This window comes from Pseudomonas sp. B10(2017) (genome assembly GCF_002113295.1).
Classification (GTDB): domain Bacteria; phylum Pseudomonadota; class Gammaproteobacteria; order Pseudomonadales; family Pseudomonadaceae; genus Aquipseudomonas; species Aquipseudomonas pudica.
This window is the reverse complement of record NZ_NEJU01000001.1, coordinates 1-16,523: the sequence shown is the minus strand read 5'-3', so window position 1 is coordinate 16,523 and position 16,523 is coordinate 1. Positions and strand designations below refer to the sequence as shown.

General features: G+C 62.2%; 16 protein-coding genes. 4 read left to right on the top strand and 12 right to left on the bottom strand.

Annotation, left to right across the window (positions count from 1 at the left end; all coding sequences use genetic code 11):
- Positions 1-31: 31 nt before the first annotated feature.
- The 11 genes from CAF92_RS00080 to pstS all read right to left on the bottom strand — a co-directional run bounded on the left by CAF92_RS00080 (position 32) and on the right by pstS (position 10,397).
- Positions 32-586, bottom strand: coding sequence for a helix-turn-helix domain-containing protein (locus tag CAF92_RS00080; RefSeq protein ID WP_046613907.1), 555 nt, complete (start codon positions 584-586; stop codon positions 32-34).
- Positions 587-833: 247 nt separating this feature from the next.
- Entirely contained in the window at positions 834-2,192 is a 1,359-nt protein-coding gene (locus tag CAF92_RS00075) for an aspartate aminotransferase family protein (protein ID WP_085598303.1), read from the bottom strand.
- Positions 2,193-2,261: 69 nt separating this feature from the next.
- The gene (locus CAF92_RS00070) at positions 2,262-3,035 is read right to left on the bottom strand and encodes a gamma-glutamyl-gamma-aminobutyrate hydrolase family protein (RefSeq protein ID WP_085598301.1); all 774 of its coding nucleotides are present in this window, start codon (positions 3,033-3,035) and stop codon (positions 2,262-2,264) included.
- Positions 3,036-3,118: 83 nt separating this feature from the next.
- Positions 3,119-4,465, bottom strand: coding sequence for a glutamine synthetase family protein (locus tag CAF92_RS00065; protein ID WP_046613910.1), 1,347 nt, complete (start codon positions 4,463-4,465; stop codon positions 3,119-3,121).
- A gap of 27 nt (positions 4,466-4,492) precedes the next feature.
- Complete coding sequence (locus CAF92_RS00060) at positions 4,493-5,047, bottom strand: helix-turn-helix domain-containing protein (protein ID WP_015270026.1); 555 nt, start codon at positions 5,045-5,047, stop codon at positions 4,493-4,495.
- Between the two features lie 159 nt (positions 5,048-5,206).
- Positions 5,207-5,806 carry a hypothetical protein gene (locus tag CAF92_RS00055; protein ID WP_046613911.1) on the bottom strand — a complete coding sequence of 200 codons (600 nt, stop codon included), beginning with the start codon at positions 5,804-5,806 and terminating at the stop codon, positions 5,207-5,209.
- On the bottom strand, positions 5,806-6,504 hold the full coding sequence (locus tag CAF92_RS00050; protein ID WP_085588069.1) for a hypothetical protein: 699 nt from the start codon (positions 6,502-6,504) through the stop codon (positions 5,806-5,808). The genes CAF92_RS00055 and CAF92_RS00050 overlap by 1 nt, the downstream gene beginning before the upstream one ends.
- Positions 6,505-6,597: 93 nt before the next feature.
- Positions 6,598-7,359 carry a phosphate ABC transporter ATP-binding protein PstB gene (gene pstB / locus CAF92_RS00045; RefSeq protein WP_031324478.1) on the bottom strand — a complete coding sequence of 254 codons (762 nt, stop codon included), beginning with the start codon at positions 7,357-7,359 and terminating at the stop codon, positions 6,598-6,600.
- Between the two features lie 75 nt (positions 7,360-7,434).
- On the bottom strand, positions 7,435-8,328 hold the full coding sequence (pstA, locus tag CAF92_RS00040) for a phosphate ABC transporter permease PstA (protein WP_023661149.1): 894 nt from the start codon (positions 8,326-8,328) through the stop codon (positions 7,435-7,437).
- On the bottom strand, positions 8,328-9,293 hold the full coding sequence (gene pstC, locus CAF92_RS00035; protein WP_013972145.1) for a phosphate ABC transporter permease subunit PstC: 966 nt from the start codon (positions 9,291-9,293) through the stop codon (positions 8,328-8,330). The genes pstA and pstC overlap by 1 nt, the downstream gene beginning before the upstream one ends.
- Before the next feature lie 72 nt (positions 9,294-9,365).
- A complete protein-coding gene (gene pstS / locus CAF92_RS00030; protein WP_046613914.1) occupies positions 9,366-10,397 on the bottom strand; it encodes a phosphate ABC transporter substrate-binding protein PstS in 1,032 nt (343 codons plus the stop codon).
- A 289-nt stretch (positions 10,398-10,686) separates the two neighbouring features.
- On the opposite strand from pstS, the gene CAF92_RS00025 reads away from it, so the two are divergent.
- Positions 10,687-11,064 carry a termination factor Rho gene (locus CAF92_RS00025; RefSeq protein ID WP_085598299.1) on the top strand — a complete coding sequence of 126 codons (378 nt, stop codon included), beginning with the start codon at positions 10,687-10,689 and terminating at the stop codon, positions 11,062-11,064.
- 211 nt (positions 11,065-11,275) lie between these two features.
- On the opposite strand, the gene CAF92_RS00020 is transcribed toward CAF92_RS00025, so the two are convergent.
- Positions 11,276-11,611 carry an MAPEG family protein gene (locus CAF92_RS00020; protein WP_085598297.1) on the bottom strand — a complete coding sequence of 112 codons (336 nt, stop codon included), beginning with the start codon at positions 11,609-11,611 and terminating at the stop codon, positions 11,276-11,278.
- 139 nt (positions 11,612-11,750) lie between these two features.
- Here CAF92_RS00020 and CAF92_RS00015 point away from each other — a divergent pair, with 139 nt between their 5' ends.
- The 3 genes from CAF92_RS00015 (at position 11,751) to CAF92_RS00005 (ending at position 16,284) form a co-directional block, all read left to right on the top strand.
- Positions 11,751-12,626 carry a universal stress protein gene (locus tag CAF92_RS00015; protein ID WP_046613916.1) on the top strand — a complete coding sequence of 292 codons (876 nt, stop codon included), beginning with the start codon at positions 11,751-11,753 and terminating at the stop codon, positions 12,624-12,626.
- Positions 12,627-12,903: 277 nt separating this feature from the next.
- Positions 12,904-14,130 carry an MFS transporter gene (locus CAF92_RS00010; RefSeq protein ID WP_046613917.1) on the top strand — a complete coding sequence of 409 codons (1,227 nt, stop codon included), beginning with the start codon at positions 12,904-12,906 and terminating at the stop codon, positions 14,128-14,130.
- A 312-nt stretch (positions 14,131-14,442) separates the two neighbouring features.
- A complete protein-coding gene (locus CAF92_RS00005) occupies positions 14,443-16,284 on the top strand; it encodes a potassium transporter Kup (protein ID WP_046613918.1) in 1,842 nt (613 codons plus the stop codon).
- Positions 16,285-16,523 lie beyond the last annotated feature (239 nt).

The window sequence follows — 16,523 nt, the reverse complement described above, 5'->3', positions numbered from 1 at the left end:
CGCCAGAGCCAGCATGGCTTGGCTTCTCTTGTCAGCTGAACACCCAGAGCACGCGGGTGGGCTTGTCGGTGAGGTTGGCGTAACGAAAGCTTGCGTGGGGTTGCAGCTGAAAACTGTCACTGGCGTGCAGCGTTACAGGCTCGCCGCCATCCAGCCAGACGGTCAGTTCGCCTTCGAGCACGAAGCAGCCCTGTTCCGAGCTGTCGTCCAGGTACTCCTCGCCACTGCTGGCCCCCGGCTCCAGGTGGCTGTCGAGCATGGAGAACGCGCCCGTTATGGTCGGGGATGCCAGCACATCGGTGATGCCACCGGCCAGGTGAAGGGTACGGCGCTCGTGAGGGCGGGTGACCCAGTCGAGCTCGCGTGGCTTGTCCAGCTTGTAGAAATAGGCCGTGGAAACACCGAGCTCTTCGCTGATTGCCGTGAGGTCGGCCACGGTTGGGCGGGATACGCCCCGTTCGACCTGGGAAAGAAAGCCCACCGAACGGCCGATGCGCTGGGCCAGTTCGCCCAGTGTCAGGCCTTTGAACTTGCGCAGGTCGCGAATCAGTACGGCCAGGCTTTCGATCTCTTCGTGCACTTTCATGGTTGAATCGCGACTTTCGGATGGGAAAATTGATGCCCTGAAAAGTACATGATTCAACTCACAAAGCAAGATTCTTCATCGCGATATTGGGGCTGCTTTGCAGCCCTTCGCGGGCACGCCCGCTCCCACAGGGATCTCGCTTCTCCTGAACCCCGCGCCGCACCTGTGGGAGCGGGCGTGCCCGCGAAGGGTCGCAAAGCGACCCAAAACCATTCAACTGACTGGCACCAGCCACAGGGCTCTTCCCTTACCGAACAGCCTCGTACGTCAGGTCCAGGCACTTGCGGGCCTTTTCCACCAGTTCGTCGATCTCCTCGATGCTGATCACCAGCGGCGGCGCGATGATCATGGTGTCGCCCACGGCACGCATGATCAGGCCGTTGTCGAAGCAGTACTGGCGACAGATCATGCCGACACCTTTGCCTTCATGACGCGCGCGGGTGGCCTTGTCCTTCACCAGTTCGATCGCGCCGAGCATGCCCAGGCCACGTACCTCACCTACCAGCGGGTGGTCGGCCAGCTCGCGCAGGCGTTGTTGCAGGTAAGGAGCGGTCTTGTCGTGTACCTGCTCGATGACCTGTTCGTCACGCAGGATCCGCAGGTTCTCCAGGCCCACCGCAGCCGCCACCGGGTGGCCGGAATAGGTGAAACCGTGGTTGAAGTCACCGCCTTCGCTGATGACCTTGGCCACTTCATCTCGCACGATCACGCCGCCCATGGGGATATAGCCGGAGGTAAGGCCCTTGGCGATGGTCATCAGGTCGGGCTTGAGGTCGTAGTAGTCGCTACCGAACCACTCACCGGTACGGCCGAAACCGCAGATCACTTCGTCGGCGACGAAGAGGATGTCGTACCTGGCCAGGATCTCCTTCACCTTCGGCCAGTAGGTCTGCGGTGGAATGATCACCCCGCCAGCGCCCTGGATCGGTTCGGCGATGAAGGCGGCAACGTTGTCCACGCCAACTTCGAGGATCTTCTTCTCCAGCTGTTCGGCCGCCCACACGCCGAAGTCGGCCTCGGTCATGTCGCCGCCTTCGCCATACCAGTATGGCTGCGGAATGTGCACGATATCCGGGATCAGCCCGCCCTGCTGGTGCATGCCGCTCATGCCGCCCAGACCCGCGCCGGCCACGGTTGAACCGTGGTAGCCGTTGATGCGGCCGATGATGACCTTCTTGTTCTTCTGGCCCTTGAGCGCCCAGTAATGGCGGACCATGCGCAGCACGGTGTCGTTGCCTTCGGAACCGGAGCCGGTGAAGAAGACATGGTTCATGCCTTGCGGGGCCACATCGGCGATCGCCTTGGCCAGTTCCAGCGCGGGCGGGTGGGCAGTCTGGAAGAACAGGTTGTAGTACGGCAACTGCTTCATCTGCTGGCTGGCGACGTCGGCCAGCTCATCGCGGCCATAGCCCACCGCCACGCACCACAGGCCTGCCATGCCATCGAGAATCTTGTGGCCTTCGCTGTCCCAGAGGTACACGCCCTTGGCCGAGGTGATGATGCGCGGGCCTTTCTCGGCCAGTTGCCGAACATCGCTGAACGGGGCCAGGTGGTGGTCGCGGCTCATGGTTTGCCAGGCAAGGGTCTGCGAATTCTGCTCACTCATTGACTTCACTCCATCAGGTTGCGCAGCCGTGCTGCGCAGGTACTTTTTTGTAATTGGTAAAGATCGCTGTCAGGCGGACTTCAAGAGCATCTGGCGCAATACCGAGCGATGCCGGCAAGCCTTGCCAAAGGACTGGAAGATGGTCAGGTAGTGCGGGTTGTCCATGACCTGATACTCGGGGTGCCATTGCACGGCCAGGGCAAAACCTTTGCTGTTCTCGACCGAAATCGCTTCCACCAGGCCATCGGGTGCCAGCGCCTCCACCCTCAGCCCGGGGGCCAGTACATCGATGCCCTGGCCGTGGATGGAATTGACATCGATGACCGCCGGCAAGCCCATGCGGTCGAGCATGCCGCCGGGCTCTATATGCAGGGCGTGACGCGGGCCATATTGCTTTTCGATGGGCTCACCCTTGCTTTCGCGGTGGTCCATGAACCTGCCGGTCTCATGCACCTTCTGGTGCAGGGTACCGCCCAGCGCCACGTTCATTTCCTGGAAACCACGGCAGATGCCGAGCACCGGCACACCGGCGGCGATGGCCGCACGCATCAGCGGCAAGGTGGTGGCATCACGCAGCGGGTCGTGATGGGTGCCCGCTGCACTGGCCGGGCCGTTGTAGTGCAACGGTTCGATGTTGGACGGCGAACCGGTGAAGATCAGCCCATCCACCACGTCGAGAATATCGGCGCTGTCCATCAGGTCTGCGAGGCTGGGTATCACGATGGGCAGCCCACACGCTGCCTGGGCCGCCGCGCGCGCGTACTTCTCGCTGATGGTCTGGGTTGCATGCAGCTCGATCATGCTGGTGCATGCGGTAATGCCGATAACGGGCACACGTGGCATATTTTCCTCCGGCAAATCCATATTGCGCGTTGTATTGAAACGGTAGAAAGGCAGGGGGCAGCGGGGCTGCCCCAACCTCGCACCTACAGGAACCAGCGGTATTCGCGGGCATCGATGTGGCGCATGAAGTCCAGTTGCTCCTGGTATTTGTTTTCGCAGTAGACCATCACGAATTCACTGCCCAGGCCCTCGTTCACCACCGGGTGGTGACGCATGGCGGCCAGGGCACTGAAGGCATCCTTGGGGAACTCGATGCCGCTCTGGCGGTTGTCGTTCAGCGGGGCGATGGGCTCGACGCCACGTTCCAGGCCATGCTCCATCCCGGTCAGGATGGCCGCCAGCACCAGGTACGGGTTGGCGTCGGCACCGGCGAGGCGGTGTTCGATGCGCAGGTTGCGCGGGTCGGACTCAGGGATGCGAATACACGCATCGCGGTCTTCGAAACCCCAGCTGGCCTTGCTCGCCGCGTTGACCATGGCGCCGTAACGGCGGTAGGCATTGTGGTTGGGGGCGAAGATCGGCATGCAGTGCGGCAGTAGCTCCAGGCACCCTGCCACCGCATGGCGCAGCTTGCGCTGGTCATCGCCGGCCAGGATGTTGTTGCCGGCGTTGTCGTACAGGCTGACGTGCACATGCATGCCGCTGCCCGGCGCGTCGAGGTACGGCTTGCTCATGAAGCTGGCTCGGTAGCCGTGCTTCATCGCGATACCGCGGGTACTGCGGCAGAACAGCGCCGACCAGTCCGCCGCGCTCATGGCATCGTCGCTGTGCGAGAAGTTGATCTCGAACTGGCCCGGGCCCAGCTCCGCGGTGATCACGTTCGCCGGCACGCCCTGCTCGTTGGCGCCATCGACCATCTCGTGCAGTACCGGTGCGAAGCGCGACAGCCGCTCGATGTGCATGTTCGGCTGGTCGTCGTGGTCGTCGGTCGCCTTGTCGCGAGGGTACTGTGGCAGGCCGTTATCGAGCTTGCGGTCGAACAGGTAGAACTCCAGCTCGAAGGCCACCACCGGGCGAATGCCGCGCCTGGCCAGGCGCTGGATCACCCGGGCCAGCACTTCACGGGGCTCGAACTCGATGGGCTTGGCGGTACCGTCAGAGGTGATGAGCATCTGCGCGATCGGTTCCTTTTCCCAGCGCACCGGCTTGAGGGTACCCGGCACCAGGCGGCGGGCGGCATCCGGGTCGCCATCGGCGAAGCAGTAGTCACCGATTGGGTAGAGGCCACCTTGGGTACCGAGCAGCACGCAGTTCTGCGGCAACTTCAGTGGCGCGCCGGCTGCGACTTTTTCCAGCATGTCCATGGGGTAGCGCTTGCCGTAGAAGTGCCCGGGGATATCCAGCGCAATCAGGTCGACATAGCGTATTTCTGGGTGCTGCGCTCGGAACGAGCGCACTTCAGTCAGCAGATCCGGAAAGACGACACTCATCTTCTTGTCCTTGTGAGGTGAACGAATTCAGTTGAAGACCCAGAGCACGCGGGTGGCTTTTTCCGTCAGGTTGGCGTAACGGAACTGCGCGTGGGGGTGCAGCTGGAAGCAGTCATTGGCCTGCAGGGTCACGGCGTCACCGTGGTCCAGCCAGACCGTGAGTTCGCCTTCGAGCACGAAACAACCCTGCTCGGAACGGTCAGTCAGGTACAGCTCGCCACTGCTGGCGCCTGGTTCGAGATGGCTGTCGAGCATGGAGAACGCACCGCCGATGGTGGGCGAGGCCAGCACATCGGTGATACCCGACTCGAGGTACAGCGTGCGCCGCTCGTGGGGGCGCGTGACCCAACTGACGCTGCGGGGCTTGCTCAGGTTGTAGAAGTACGCGGTGGAAACGCCGAGCGCTTCGCTGATGGCGGTGAGGTCCGCCACGGTAGGGCGCGATACACCGCGCTCGACCTGAGACAGGAAGCCTACCGAGCGGTTGATGCGCTCGGCGAGTTCGCCCAGGGTCAGGTTCTTGAATTTGCGCAGGTCGTGAATAAGGATCGCGAGGGCTTCAACCTCTTCGTGCATCTTCATCGTTTGAGACTGCCGTGAAATTTTTAGAGTTATTTTTCATGAAAAATTACATGAAAAATTTCACGAGTCAAGCCGAAGCTGAAAATGTGAAGCCGCGAATGGAGATGTGGGGGGCAACTAGCAGCGAAGAGGCGTAACGAGAAAAGTACCTTGAAGCCCTCAGGAAGCCAGGGCCTGCGAACGCGGCCGTACCGGCATTTCATAGCGGTGCGGTTGCTGCCAGGCCAGCTGTGCCTGGACATCGACCGCCGCATCCATCACTTTCTGCGCCCAGTTCTCATCCTTGGGGCACACCACCACCACGCGAAAACCGTGGTCGACGCCTTCCAGCCGCACGCCTTCGGAATCATCGACATGCAGGTCGATATCGAAGGCCGACGGCAACTTCGAGGGCGCATTCTCAAGCCCGTTCACGGCAAGGATATGCTGGTGCCGGTCACTGTTGACCACGCCATCGACACGGATGCCGTAGAGCATCAGCCAACGGCGGATATAGGCCGGGGTGCGCCCCGACGAGGTGTAGATCCAGATGCTGCAGCCCTGGCGGCGCAGGTCGCGGATCAGCGCACGCGTGCCACTGCGCAGGGGTTCACCCAACCAGCGGTGGACGAACGCCGGCAGCTTGCTGTCCTCGGCGGCGGCGTGGTCGGCCTGGCAGGCGAGCGTGTCGTCGATATCGAACGAAATGCGTACCTGCGGGCGATTGAACGCGCGCTCGAAGGCTTGCCGCCCGCGCTGGAACAGAGAAGGGCTTTGCATCAGCGGCACCTCTCGCGCGCAGGCATGGATGTGCCGCCGAGGAAGAACTTGCCGGGCTCGGGCGCGTGCGCTTCAAGGAAAGCTGCATACTTTTTCTTGATCTTGGGTAGTTCGTACAAAGCCTTGACACCATGCTTGGCGGAGTTGCGTATGACCGAGGACGGGTTGAAGTAACCCTCGGCGTTGTCCAGCGACAGCACGAATGGCGGTAGCCCCGCGCGCATCAGCAAGTAGCTGACAATGAGCGACCCGGTGCGGTTGTTGCCTTCGATGAACAGCTGCGGCTTGCTCAGAATTCGAACGTAGACACCCGCCGCGCGCTTCCAGATCGAGTCGCTGCCATACGAGCAATACCAGTTGTAGAGGTCCTTGATGCCGCCCTCCACATTATTGAAAAAGTGCGCCTCGGTCGCCGCCAGGTGCGGGGCGAACTCCAGCCGGCGTGCCGGGTCGCTGCCGCACAGCACGGTGGCATTGATCTCCAGCATCAGGTTCAGTTGCTGAAGGTCGAAAAGGTCGACACCCCGGGCGACATAGTCGTCAATCAGGGCATAGCCTTCAACCACATTCAGCAGCACCTCGTCGGTGAATGGATCCCGCGGTTCGGTGAAATGCTGGCTGAGTTCGGCGAAGCGGGCCTGCACCTCACGCAGTGCGCGCTCTACCGCTGGCAGATCAAGACGACGCGTCGCTGGCATTGGAAATCCCTGGTAACACTTGACGGAAGGTAACGCGGCCGGGTGTTGCAGCCTCCCTGACTGCAACACCCGGCCACCTTGGCAGGTACGGCCTCAGCTGAACTTGCCGCTGATGTAGTCGGCGGTCAGCTGCTCACGCGGGTTCTGGAAAATCTGCGTGGTCGGGCCCATTTCGACCAGGTAACCGGTACGGGTGCCTTTGGAGATGTCGACCGAGAAGAACGCGGTGGTGTCGGCCACACGAATCGCCTGCTGCATGTTGTGGGTCACCAGGGCAATGGTGTAGTCCTTTTTCAACTCGACCATCAGCTCCTCCACCCGGCGGGTGGCAATCGGGTCGAGTGCCGAGCAGGGTTCGTCCAGCAACAACACTTCCGGCTCGGTGGCGATGGCGCGGGCGATGCACAGACGCTGTTGCTGGCCGCCGGACAGGGCCAGGCCGCTGACCTTGAGCTTGTCCTTCACCTCGTCCCACAGCGCGGCGCCCTGCAGCGCGTGCTTGACGCGGTCGCCGATGTCGCCCTTGTAGCGGTTCAGGCGCAGACCGAAGGCGACGTTGTCGAAGATGCTCATGGAGAACGGGTTGGGCTGCTGGAACACCATGCCGATGTAGCGGCGCACCACCACAGGGTCGACGCCCTTGCCGTAGACATCCTGGCCCAGGAAGTGCACATGGCCTTCGAAGCGGAAGCCCTTCACCAGGTCGTTCATGCGGTTGAGGCTACGCAGCACGGTGCTCTTGCCGCAGCCGGACGGCCCGATGAAACCGGTGATCTCGTTCTTGCGGATCGGCACATGGCTGTCGCGAACGGCCATGAAATTGCCGTAGAAGATCTTGTCCAGCTTGCAGTCCATGACGATGGGGGCTTCGCTGACCACGGGAGCGGCTTTTGGCGCAGTGGATACGTTCAAGGTCGGATGCTCCCTTTCTCAATACTTGGGCTTGCCGAATACTCGGCTCAGAATGTTGATTACCAGCACGATCATTACCAGTACCAGCGAGGCCGCCCAGGCGAGCTCGAGCTGGTTGTCGAATGGCATGCCGGAGAAGTTGTAGATCAGTACGGCCAGTGAAGCCGTCGGGTTCATGACCGCCAGGTCGCCGTCATGCAGGATCCAGTAGTTGCTGAACAGCGCGGTGAACAGCAGCGGCGCGGTCTCGCCGGCGGCACGGGCCACGGCCAGCATGACACCGGTGAGGATGGCCGGCAGGCCGGTGGGCAGAACGATTTTCCAGATTACCTGGGCACGGGTGCAGCCCATGCCGTAGGCGGCATCCTTCATGATCTTGGGCACCATCTTCATCGACTCTTCAGCGGTCAGCACGACGATGGGCAGCATCAGCACCGCCAGGGCCACACCACCTGCCGGCGCGGAGTAGGTGCCGGTGGTCATCACCACCAGGGCGTAGGCGAACACGCCGGCCAGGATCGACGGCAGGCCGGTTAGCATCTTGGCGGCGAAGCGCGCGGCGTTGGCCAGCTTGCTGTCCGGGCCGAGTTCGGCCAGGAACACCGCGGCAAGGATACCGACCGGCACGGCGATGGCGGCAGCGATGCCGACCATGACGAAAGTACCGGCCATGGCGTTGCCAAAGCCCCCGCCCATCTCGAAGCCGGTGGGTGGCAGCTCGGTGAACACCTCCAGGTTGAGGCGTGCGCCGCCGCGAGTGATCAGCATGTACAGCACGGAAATCAGCGGCACGCTGGCCACCAGTGCCGCGAACCATGCCAGCGTGGTCAACAACAGGCTGCGCAGGGAACGGCCTTCAAGCTTGCGCTGCAGGCTGGGCAACGCGTTTGCAGGGGTGGTGAGGTTGGTCATCATTTGTTACCCCGCTGGGCGTAGAGCATGATCATCGAGCCGAGCACGTTCACCAGCAGGGTGATGAACATCAGTACCAGTGCGGCGTACATCAGCACCTCGACCTCGTTCGGGCCGGCCTCCGGGAAGTTCAGGGCCAGCAAGGCCGCCAGCGTGTTGGCCGGGGCGAACAAGGACAGGGAAATGTTGTTGGCATTGCCCACCAGCATGGCCAGCGCCATGGTTTCACCCAGCGCACGGCCCAGGCCGAGCACCAGCGAACCGAAGATGCCGGTGGCTGCCGATGGCACCATTACCTTGAGGATGGCCTCCCAATGGGTGGCGCCCAGGCCGTAGGCGGCCTGTTTGGTCTTCATCGGCACGCTGGTCAGGGCGTCCTGCGAAACGGCGGCGATGGTCGGCAGGATCATGATCGCCAGCACCAGCGCGGCAGGCAGCAGCCCGGGGCCGCTCAGGGAAGTGCCGAAAAAGGGAATCCAGCCCAGCTCGCTGTTCAGCCAGGTGGTCAGCGGGCGAATGGCCGGGATGACCACATAGATCCCCCACAGGCCGTAGACGACGCTGGGGATGGCTGCGAGCAGTTCGACGATGGTGCGGAACACCGCCGCCAGCCTGGCCGGGAGGAAGTCCTGGGTCAGGAAGATGGCCATGCTGACGCCGAAGAAACCGGCGATCAACAGGGCGATCAGGGCGCTGTAGAGCGTGCCCCAGATCGCTGGCAAAATTCCGTACTTGCCTTGGTTGACGTCCCAGACACTACCGAACAGCACGTCAAAGCCGTGCTTCTCGATGCCAGGCAGTGCCTTGCGGCCCACTTCGTAGACCAGCGCGAAGACCAGCGCCAGCACCAGCACCACACCGATGCGTGCAAGCGCACGGAAGGTGCGATCAACCAGGAAGTCTTTCGCAGACGGTGGCTGGCACGCGGAGTCGGGATTGGCCGGGATGGCGAAAGGAGTGTTCATTGGCAAGTTCCGGGACAGAGGGCAAACACACCCGGTATGGCCACCAGACCACACCGGGAGCGCCTGGGCGTGTTACTGGATGTTTGCGGACGCTTTGCGTACCTGATCGACAACCGACGGTGGCAGCGGGATGTAGCCCATCGAGTCGGCGATCTTCTGGCCTTCGGTCAGGCTGTATTCGACCATTTCGCGCATGGCCTTGGCCTTGGCCGGGTTACCGTTGTCCTTGCGGAAGATCATCCAGGTGTAGGAGGTGATCGGGTAGGACTTGGCACCGTCCGGGTCAGGCAGCCAGGCCACCAGGTTTTCCGGCATCTTCACCGCCGCCAGAGCCTCGGCACCGCTCTCGGCGTTCGGCACGACGTATTGGCCGGCCTTGTTCTGCAGCTGGGCGAAGTCGACCTTGGCCAGCTTGGCGAAGCCGTATTCGATGTAGCCGATGGCACCTGGGGTCTGGCGGACGGTGGCGGTTACACCGTCGTTTTTCGGCGACTTGATGAACTTGTCGCTGGCCGGCCAGTTGACGGTATTGCCTTCACCCAGCGCTTGCTTGAAGTCAGCGTTGATGGCCGACAGGTGCTTGGTGAATACCGCAGTGGTACCGCTGGAGTCGGCACGCACGACCACGGTGATCGGGGTAGCTGGCAGTTTCAGCTCAGGGTTGGCCGCGACGATCTGCGGGTCGTTCCACTGGGTGATCTTGCCGAGGAAGATGTTGGAGTACACATCACGTGGCAGCTTCAACCCTTTAGGGTTGCCTGGCAGGTTGTAAGCCAGGACGATTTCACCGGCGGTCATCGGCAGCAACTGCACGCCCTCGCCGACCTTGGCGATTTCTTCGGCTTTCATGGCCGAGTCGCTGGCGGCGAAGTCGACGGTCTTGTTCAGAAAGTCCTGGACACCCGCCCCGCTCCCCTTGGACTGGTAGTCAACGGTGACACCGTCGGTTTCCTTGCTGAAGGCCTTGAACCAGGTCAGGTAGATCGGTGCCGGGAAGCTGGCGCCGGAACCGGTCAGGCGGACGTTCTCTGCGGCGAAGGATGCCGAGGTGGCGCAAACAGAAACGGCAACGGCGAGTGCAGCAGACTTCATCAGGCGTATCATCGAAAAGTGCTCCGTGTGATGGCCGGCACACTTTGCAGCAGCAATGTTACAGCTTTGTGACCAATGAATGGCAGGCCGCACGGTAGAGCCGTCTGGCGGCGCCATCACGGCAACATCAGTGACCATAGCCCTGGCCGGGTTCCTGTCTCAACCCTAAGGCCTCGATGTGTCGGTTGAATGACTGTTTCCGGTGGGCAACCGGTGTCCGGGCACCGCTGGTCGGATACCGGGCACTCGGGCGTCGCTGCGGCATTCAACCGCTCATGCAAACCAGACGGGAGCGAATGCCATGCCACGCGGCGACAAGGACAAATACACCGACAAGCAGAAGCGCAAGGCCGAACATATCGAGGAAAGCTACGAGCACAAAGGCGTACCGAAAGACCAGGCTGAAGCGCGCGCCTGGGCCACCGTAAACAAACAGTCCGGGGGTGGTGAGAAGAAAGGCGGCTCGGGCAAGGCCACCTCTTCCAGCGAGAAGAAGACTGCCCGCTCGGACTCGGCCAAACGGGCGGCGAAGTCACGTCAAGGTCATTCCCGTACATCGGACAGTTCCCTGGAAACCCAGAGCAAGCAAAGCCTGATGAAGGAAGCGCGCAGCAAAGACATCAAGGGGCGCTCCACCATGACCAAGGCACAATTGGTGGAAGCGCTCAAGCACGCATGACGCAAGCCTTTGGGCACCCGCGCAATAGCGCCGCCTGGGCCAGGCGCGATCTTGTGGGAGCGGGCGTGCCCGCGAGAATGCAACGCGGTGCATGGCACCGGCTACGCCGGTGTTCGCGGGTGAACCCGCTCCCACAGGGACCGAGCACGCCTGAAAAAATCGACTCATGCAGACATGTAGATGCCACTACGAGCCCGGCAGCGGTACTGCCTCAGAGGGCAAAAAAACTCACTACCCTTGCTGTGACAACCACGCAAAAACCCAGCAAGCAGATCACCCCGATGCCATAAAGCACGGTACGCAACGGCTGCACCCTCGCCAGGTAGGCCCACGTGTGCAAGACCCTGGCCGCAGTGAACACGATGCTCAACCAGACGTTGGGCCCCGCCGCTGTCTCGAGGGCAATGGCGAGCCCGCAGAGCGCGAAGAATACCGGGATATTTTCCATGTCGTTAGCCCACACCCTGGCGGCCTGGGGACCATTTGGCCAATGCAGAGGAGAATGCTGGTGGCGAGTGGTGAGCTCGAGATCGGTGCCCCACTCCATTGATGCAAATCAAGCCGCCGGCTCCGGTTCGCGCGACGATGGCTGTCAGCAAGGAACGAATCGACAACCGCCATGCGCATCGTGCTCAAGGTCATCGCCATCGATCACCGCGCGCGGCTTTGGACAAGGAGCCCCCCACATGAGCCCGCTGGACCACATACTGGTAGCCACCGACCTGTCTACCTCCGCCCGCAACGCGGCAGAGCGCGCTGCGCACCTGAGCAAGGAGCAGCAGGCAGCGCTGGACCTGCTGTACGTTGCCAATCCGGCCCCCTTCGAGCGCCTGAAGCAGTTGGTGGCACCGGGTGACGATCTGCTGAAGCGCGTACTGGATACCGCTGGCGAAAAAATTCGCGCGCTGGCTGCAATGCTGTTCCAGCGCCATGACATCGCCGCTGGCGTGCAGGTCGCGCATGGTTCGGTGACCACAGAGATCACCCGTGTAGTGCAGGACAAGCGCAGCGACCTGCTGGTGTGTGGGGCGAAGGGCCAGAGCGTGGCGCGGCGCCTGCTGCTGGGCTCCACTGTACAGAAGATGCTGAACTGCATGCCCTGCCCTTTGCTGGTGGTCAAGCAGGCGCCTCGCGATACCTACCGGACCTTGCTGGTTGCAGTTGATTTTTCGCCTTCGTCACTGCGCTCCATCGAACTGGCAAGGGCCGTTGCTCCACAGGCCGAGATCATTCTGTTGCATGTGTACGAGGCACCGTTCGAAGGCAGCATGCGCTTCGCCCACATCGACCATGACACGCTTACGCACTACCGCAATGTCATCCGCAAGGATGCGCTGAAGCAGCTCGCGGCCTTGAGCGAAACCGCCGGAGTGGCAGATGCTCGGCAAATCGTGGTGCATGGCGACCCAGGCTGGCGGATTGCCGAGCAGGAACAACAGCTGGAATGCGACCTGATCGTGGTCGGCAAGCAAGGGGAAAGCGCGCTTGAAGAGCTGCTGATAGGCAGCGTCACCAAGCATGTGCTGAACGAATCCCAGTGCGATGTGCTGGTGTCGCCATAGGATGCAGGTGATGTGGAGGACGCTTGCGTGTCCTTCGCGGACAACACATGACTCATTGGTTCAGTGAGGTTTTGCAGGAGTAGCCTTGTACTGCTCCTGCAAGAAGCTTCGAGCGGCGATGGGCGCTCTGCACAAGGCGTTTCATCGATTACGCTGATGATTACTATCGAGCGACCCGCATGTTGGCCAGGCGAAAGCGCCCCCTATAATCGCCAGCAAATTTCCCCCGCTCCTTGCGCCTGCTTCAGGCGACATCCCTCTCTTGGAATCCAATACCATGCCAAGTGCCAACCAGGCCCCTAGCGGCCTCCCCGAACATGATCAACAAAGCGTCAGCCAGCAGTGGCTGGCAATCCTTTCGGTCGCCGTCGGCGCCTTCGCCCTGGTGACCAGCGAGTTCCTGCCGGTTGGCGTACTCAACGATGTCGCCAGCGACCTGGGCATCAGTGCAGGCCACGCCGGCCTGATGGTCACCCTGCCCGGCATCATGGCCGCCCTCGCCGCCCCACTGCTGTCAGTGGGGATTGGCGCTCTGGACCGTCGCTATCTGCTGATCGGGCTGACACTGATCATGATCATCGCCAACGCGGTAGTGGCGTACGCCAGTGACTTCAACCTGCTGCTGTTCGGCCGCGTGCTGCTGGGCGTGAGTATCGGCGGTTTCTGGGCGACAGCCATTGCCCTCAGCGGTCGCCTGGCGCCCAGGGGCGTGGGCGTAGCCCAGGCCACCTCCATCATCATGGTCGGCGTAACCCTGGCCACCGTGCTGGGCGTGCCGGTAGGCACCTGGTTGAGCGGCCTGCTGGGCTGGCGCATGACCTTCCTGGTAACCGCGCTGCTGGGCGTACCGGTGCTGCTGGCGCAGATCCTGTTGCTACCGCGGCTCAACCCGGACAAGGCCATTCGCATCAGCGACCTGCCAGCCCTGTTCATCAACCCACAGGCGCGGGTTGGCCTGATCGCCGTGTTGCTGATCGGTCTGGCGCACTTTGCCGCGTACACCTATGTCGCCCCTTTCTTCAAACAAAGCTCCGGCTTCGATGGGCCGACCATTGGCTCGTTGCTGCTGCTTTATGGCGTGGCCGGGGTATTCGGCAATATCTTCGCCGGTTTCGCCGCCAACCGCAGCGTACGTCACACCCTGCTGCTGGTAGCGTTGATGATTGGCAGCAGCACCGCCCTGTTCCCTCACTTCGCTACCGGCATGACCGGTGCGGCGATGCTGATCGGGTTGTGGGGCTTCGCCTTCGGCGCATTCCCGGCCTGCGCCAGTATCTGGATGTTCGTCGTCGCGCCCAAGGATGTCGAACGTGGCATGCCGCTGTTCGTTGCAATGTTCCAGGTGATCATTGCGCTGGGCTCGTTCTTCGGCGGGCGGATCGTCGACCAGCTGGGCAGCTCGGTGCTGTTGAGCCTGGCCACGGCCCTGGTAGGCTGCGGTTTCGCTACGGTGCTGGTGTTGGGCCGTAATGTCAGCAACAGCCTGGCGGCGCAACCTGGCTGAGTAACCCATCGCCGGCAAGCCAGCTCCCACAGGGCCCACGTAACTCTTGAAGTCTGCGCTGTACCTGTGGGAGCTGGCTTGCCGACGATGGGCGGCAAAGCGGTTCCCGAATTGCTTGACTGACAGGTATTGGGGCGCTGGCTGATTTTTTACGCTCTTTTTACGGCTGAGCCAACACGCAGAAGGAATACTGGGCGCGCGATGCTCAGGGATGGCATGCATTTTCTACCCGCCAGTCCAGAGAAGCCCTTCGTGAGCCAGTCCACCGTCATCGCAAATCAGTCTCTTCCCGGCAAGTCCAACCCCATCGGCATGCTCGTCGCCGCTGTCGGCGTAGTGTATGGCGACATCGGCACCAGCCCGCTGTACACCCTCAAGGAAGTGTTCGCCGGGCACTACGGTGTGCAGGCCAACACTGCCGGTGTACTCGGCGTACTGTCACTGGTGTTCTGGTCGTTGCTCTGGGTGGTATCGCTCAAGTACGTACTGTTCATCCTGCGCGCCGACAACCAGGGCGAAGGTGGCATCATGGCCCTGACTGCCCTGGCGCATCGCGCAGCGGCTCCCTACCAGCGACTGGGCAGGATACTGGTGCTGCTCGGCCTGTTCGGCGCTGCGCTGTTCTACGGTGACAGCATGATCACGCCGGCGATTTCCGTGCTATCGGCCGTGGAGGGGCTGCAATTGGCCTTCGACGGTATCGAACATTGGGTCGTTCCTCTGTCGGTGGTGGTGCTGGTGGCGCTGTTCCTGATCCAGAAGCACGGCACCGCGCGCATCGGCATTCTATTCGGGCCGATCATGGTGCTGTGGTTCGTCGTGCTGGGTGCGCTTGGCCTGCACGGCATCGTCCAGCGGCCGGAGGTGCTGCAGGCACTCAACCCGCTCTGGGCGGTAAAGTTCTTCGTGCTGCACCCAGGCATGGGGGTGGCGATTCTGGGCGCGGTGGTGCTGGCGTTGACCGGCGCCGAAGCACTCTATGCAGACATGGGTCACTTCGGCCGCAAACCCATCGCCCGGGCCTGGTTCCTGCTGGTGCTGCCCGGCTTGGTGCTGAACTACTTCGGCCAGGGCGCGCTGATCCTCGGCGACCCGCAGGCAGTGCGCAACCCGTTTTACCTGCTGGCGCCCGAATGGGCCCTGCTGCCCATGGTCGGGCTGGCCACGCTGGCCACCATCATCGCCTCCCAGGCCGTGATCTCCGGTGCGTTCTCGTTGACGCGCCAAGCCATCCAGCTGGGTTACGTACCGCGCATGTTCATCCAGCACACCTCCAGCGAGGAACAAGGGCAGATCTACATCGGCATGGTGAACTGGGCGCTGATGGTTGGCGTGGTGCTGCTGGTGGTCGGCTTCGAGTCGTCCGGGGCGCTTGCGGCAGCCTACGGCGTAGCCGTGACCGGGACGATGCTGATCACCACGCTGCTGGCCTCGGCAGTGGTGCTGTTGCTGTGGAAGGCACCACGCTGGCTGGCGGTGCCGATGCTGCTGGCGTTCCTGCTGGTCGACAGCCTGTATTTCGCCGCCAATGCGCCGAAGATTCTACAGGGCGGCGCATTTCCGGTGATCGCGGGCCTGGCGCTGTTCACCCTGATGACTACCTGGAAGCGCGGGCGGCGGATGATCGTCGAACGGCTGGACGAAAGCTCGCTACCGCTGGAGCTGTTCATTACCAGCCTCAAAGCCCAGCCGCCTCACCGCGTGGGCGGCACTGCCGTGTTCCTGTCCGCCAGGCCCGAGGCGGTGCCTCACGCCTTGCTGCATAACCTGCTGCATAACCAGGTACTGCATGAACAAGTGGTGCTGTTGACTGTCGTATTCGAGGACGAGCCACGGGTCAGCGCTGGCAAGCGCTTTGAGGTCGAGGCTTTTGGGGACGGTTTCTTCCGCGTGAACCTGCATTTCGGTTTCATGGAGGAGCCCGATGTGCCGTTGGCGTTAAGCCGCTGCCAACGTGCCGACCTTGAGTTCGGCCCCATGCGCACCACTTATTTCCTCAGCCGCGAAACGGTCATTGCAGGCAGGCAGATGGGCATGGCTCGCTGGCGGGAGCACCTGTTTGCCTTCTTGCTGAAGAATGCCAACAGCAACCTGAAGTACTTCAAGCTGCCACTGAACCGGGTGATCGAGCTTGGCACGCAGGTCGAGATATGAGCAGTCAGGAGCCACGATCCTTCTGTCAGGGCGACAGAACTTGCAAGGCCGCCGCATGTCTTACCAGCCCCTGAGCTCTACCCGCGCCGTTGGAGGCGAAACAACATGAGAAAAACCCTGGTGGCCGTCTTTGCGTGTGCTCTGGCATTCGGCGCAACGGCATTGTTACCTGCCGATATCTCGCCGATGGGGTCTGCGTATGCCAAGGGCGGTGGTGGCGGTGGCGGCCACGGTGGTGG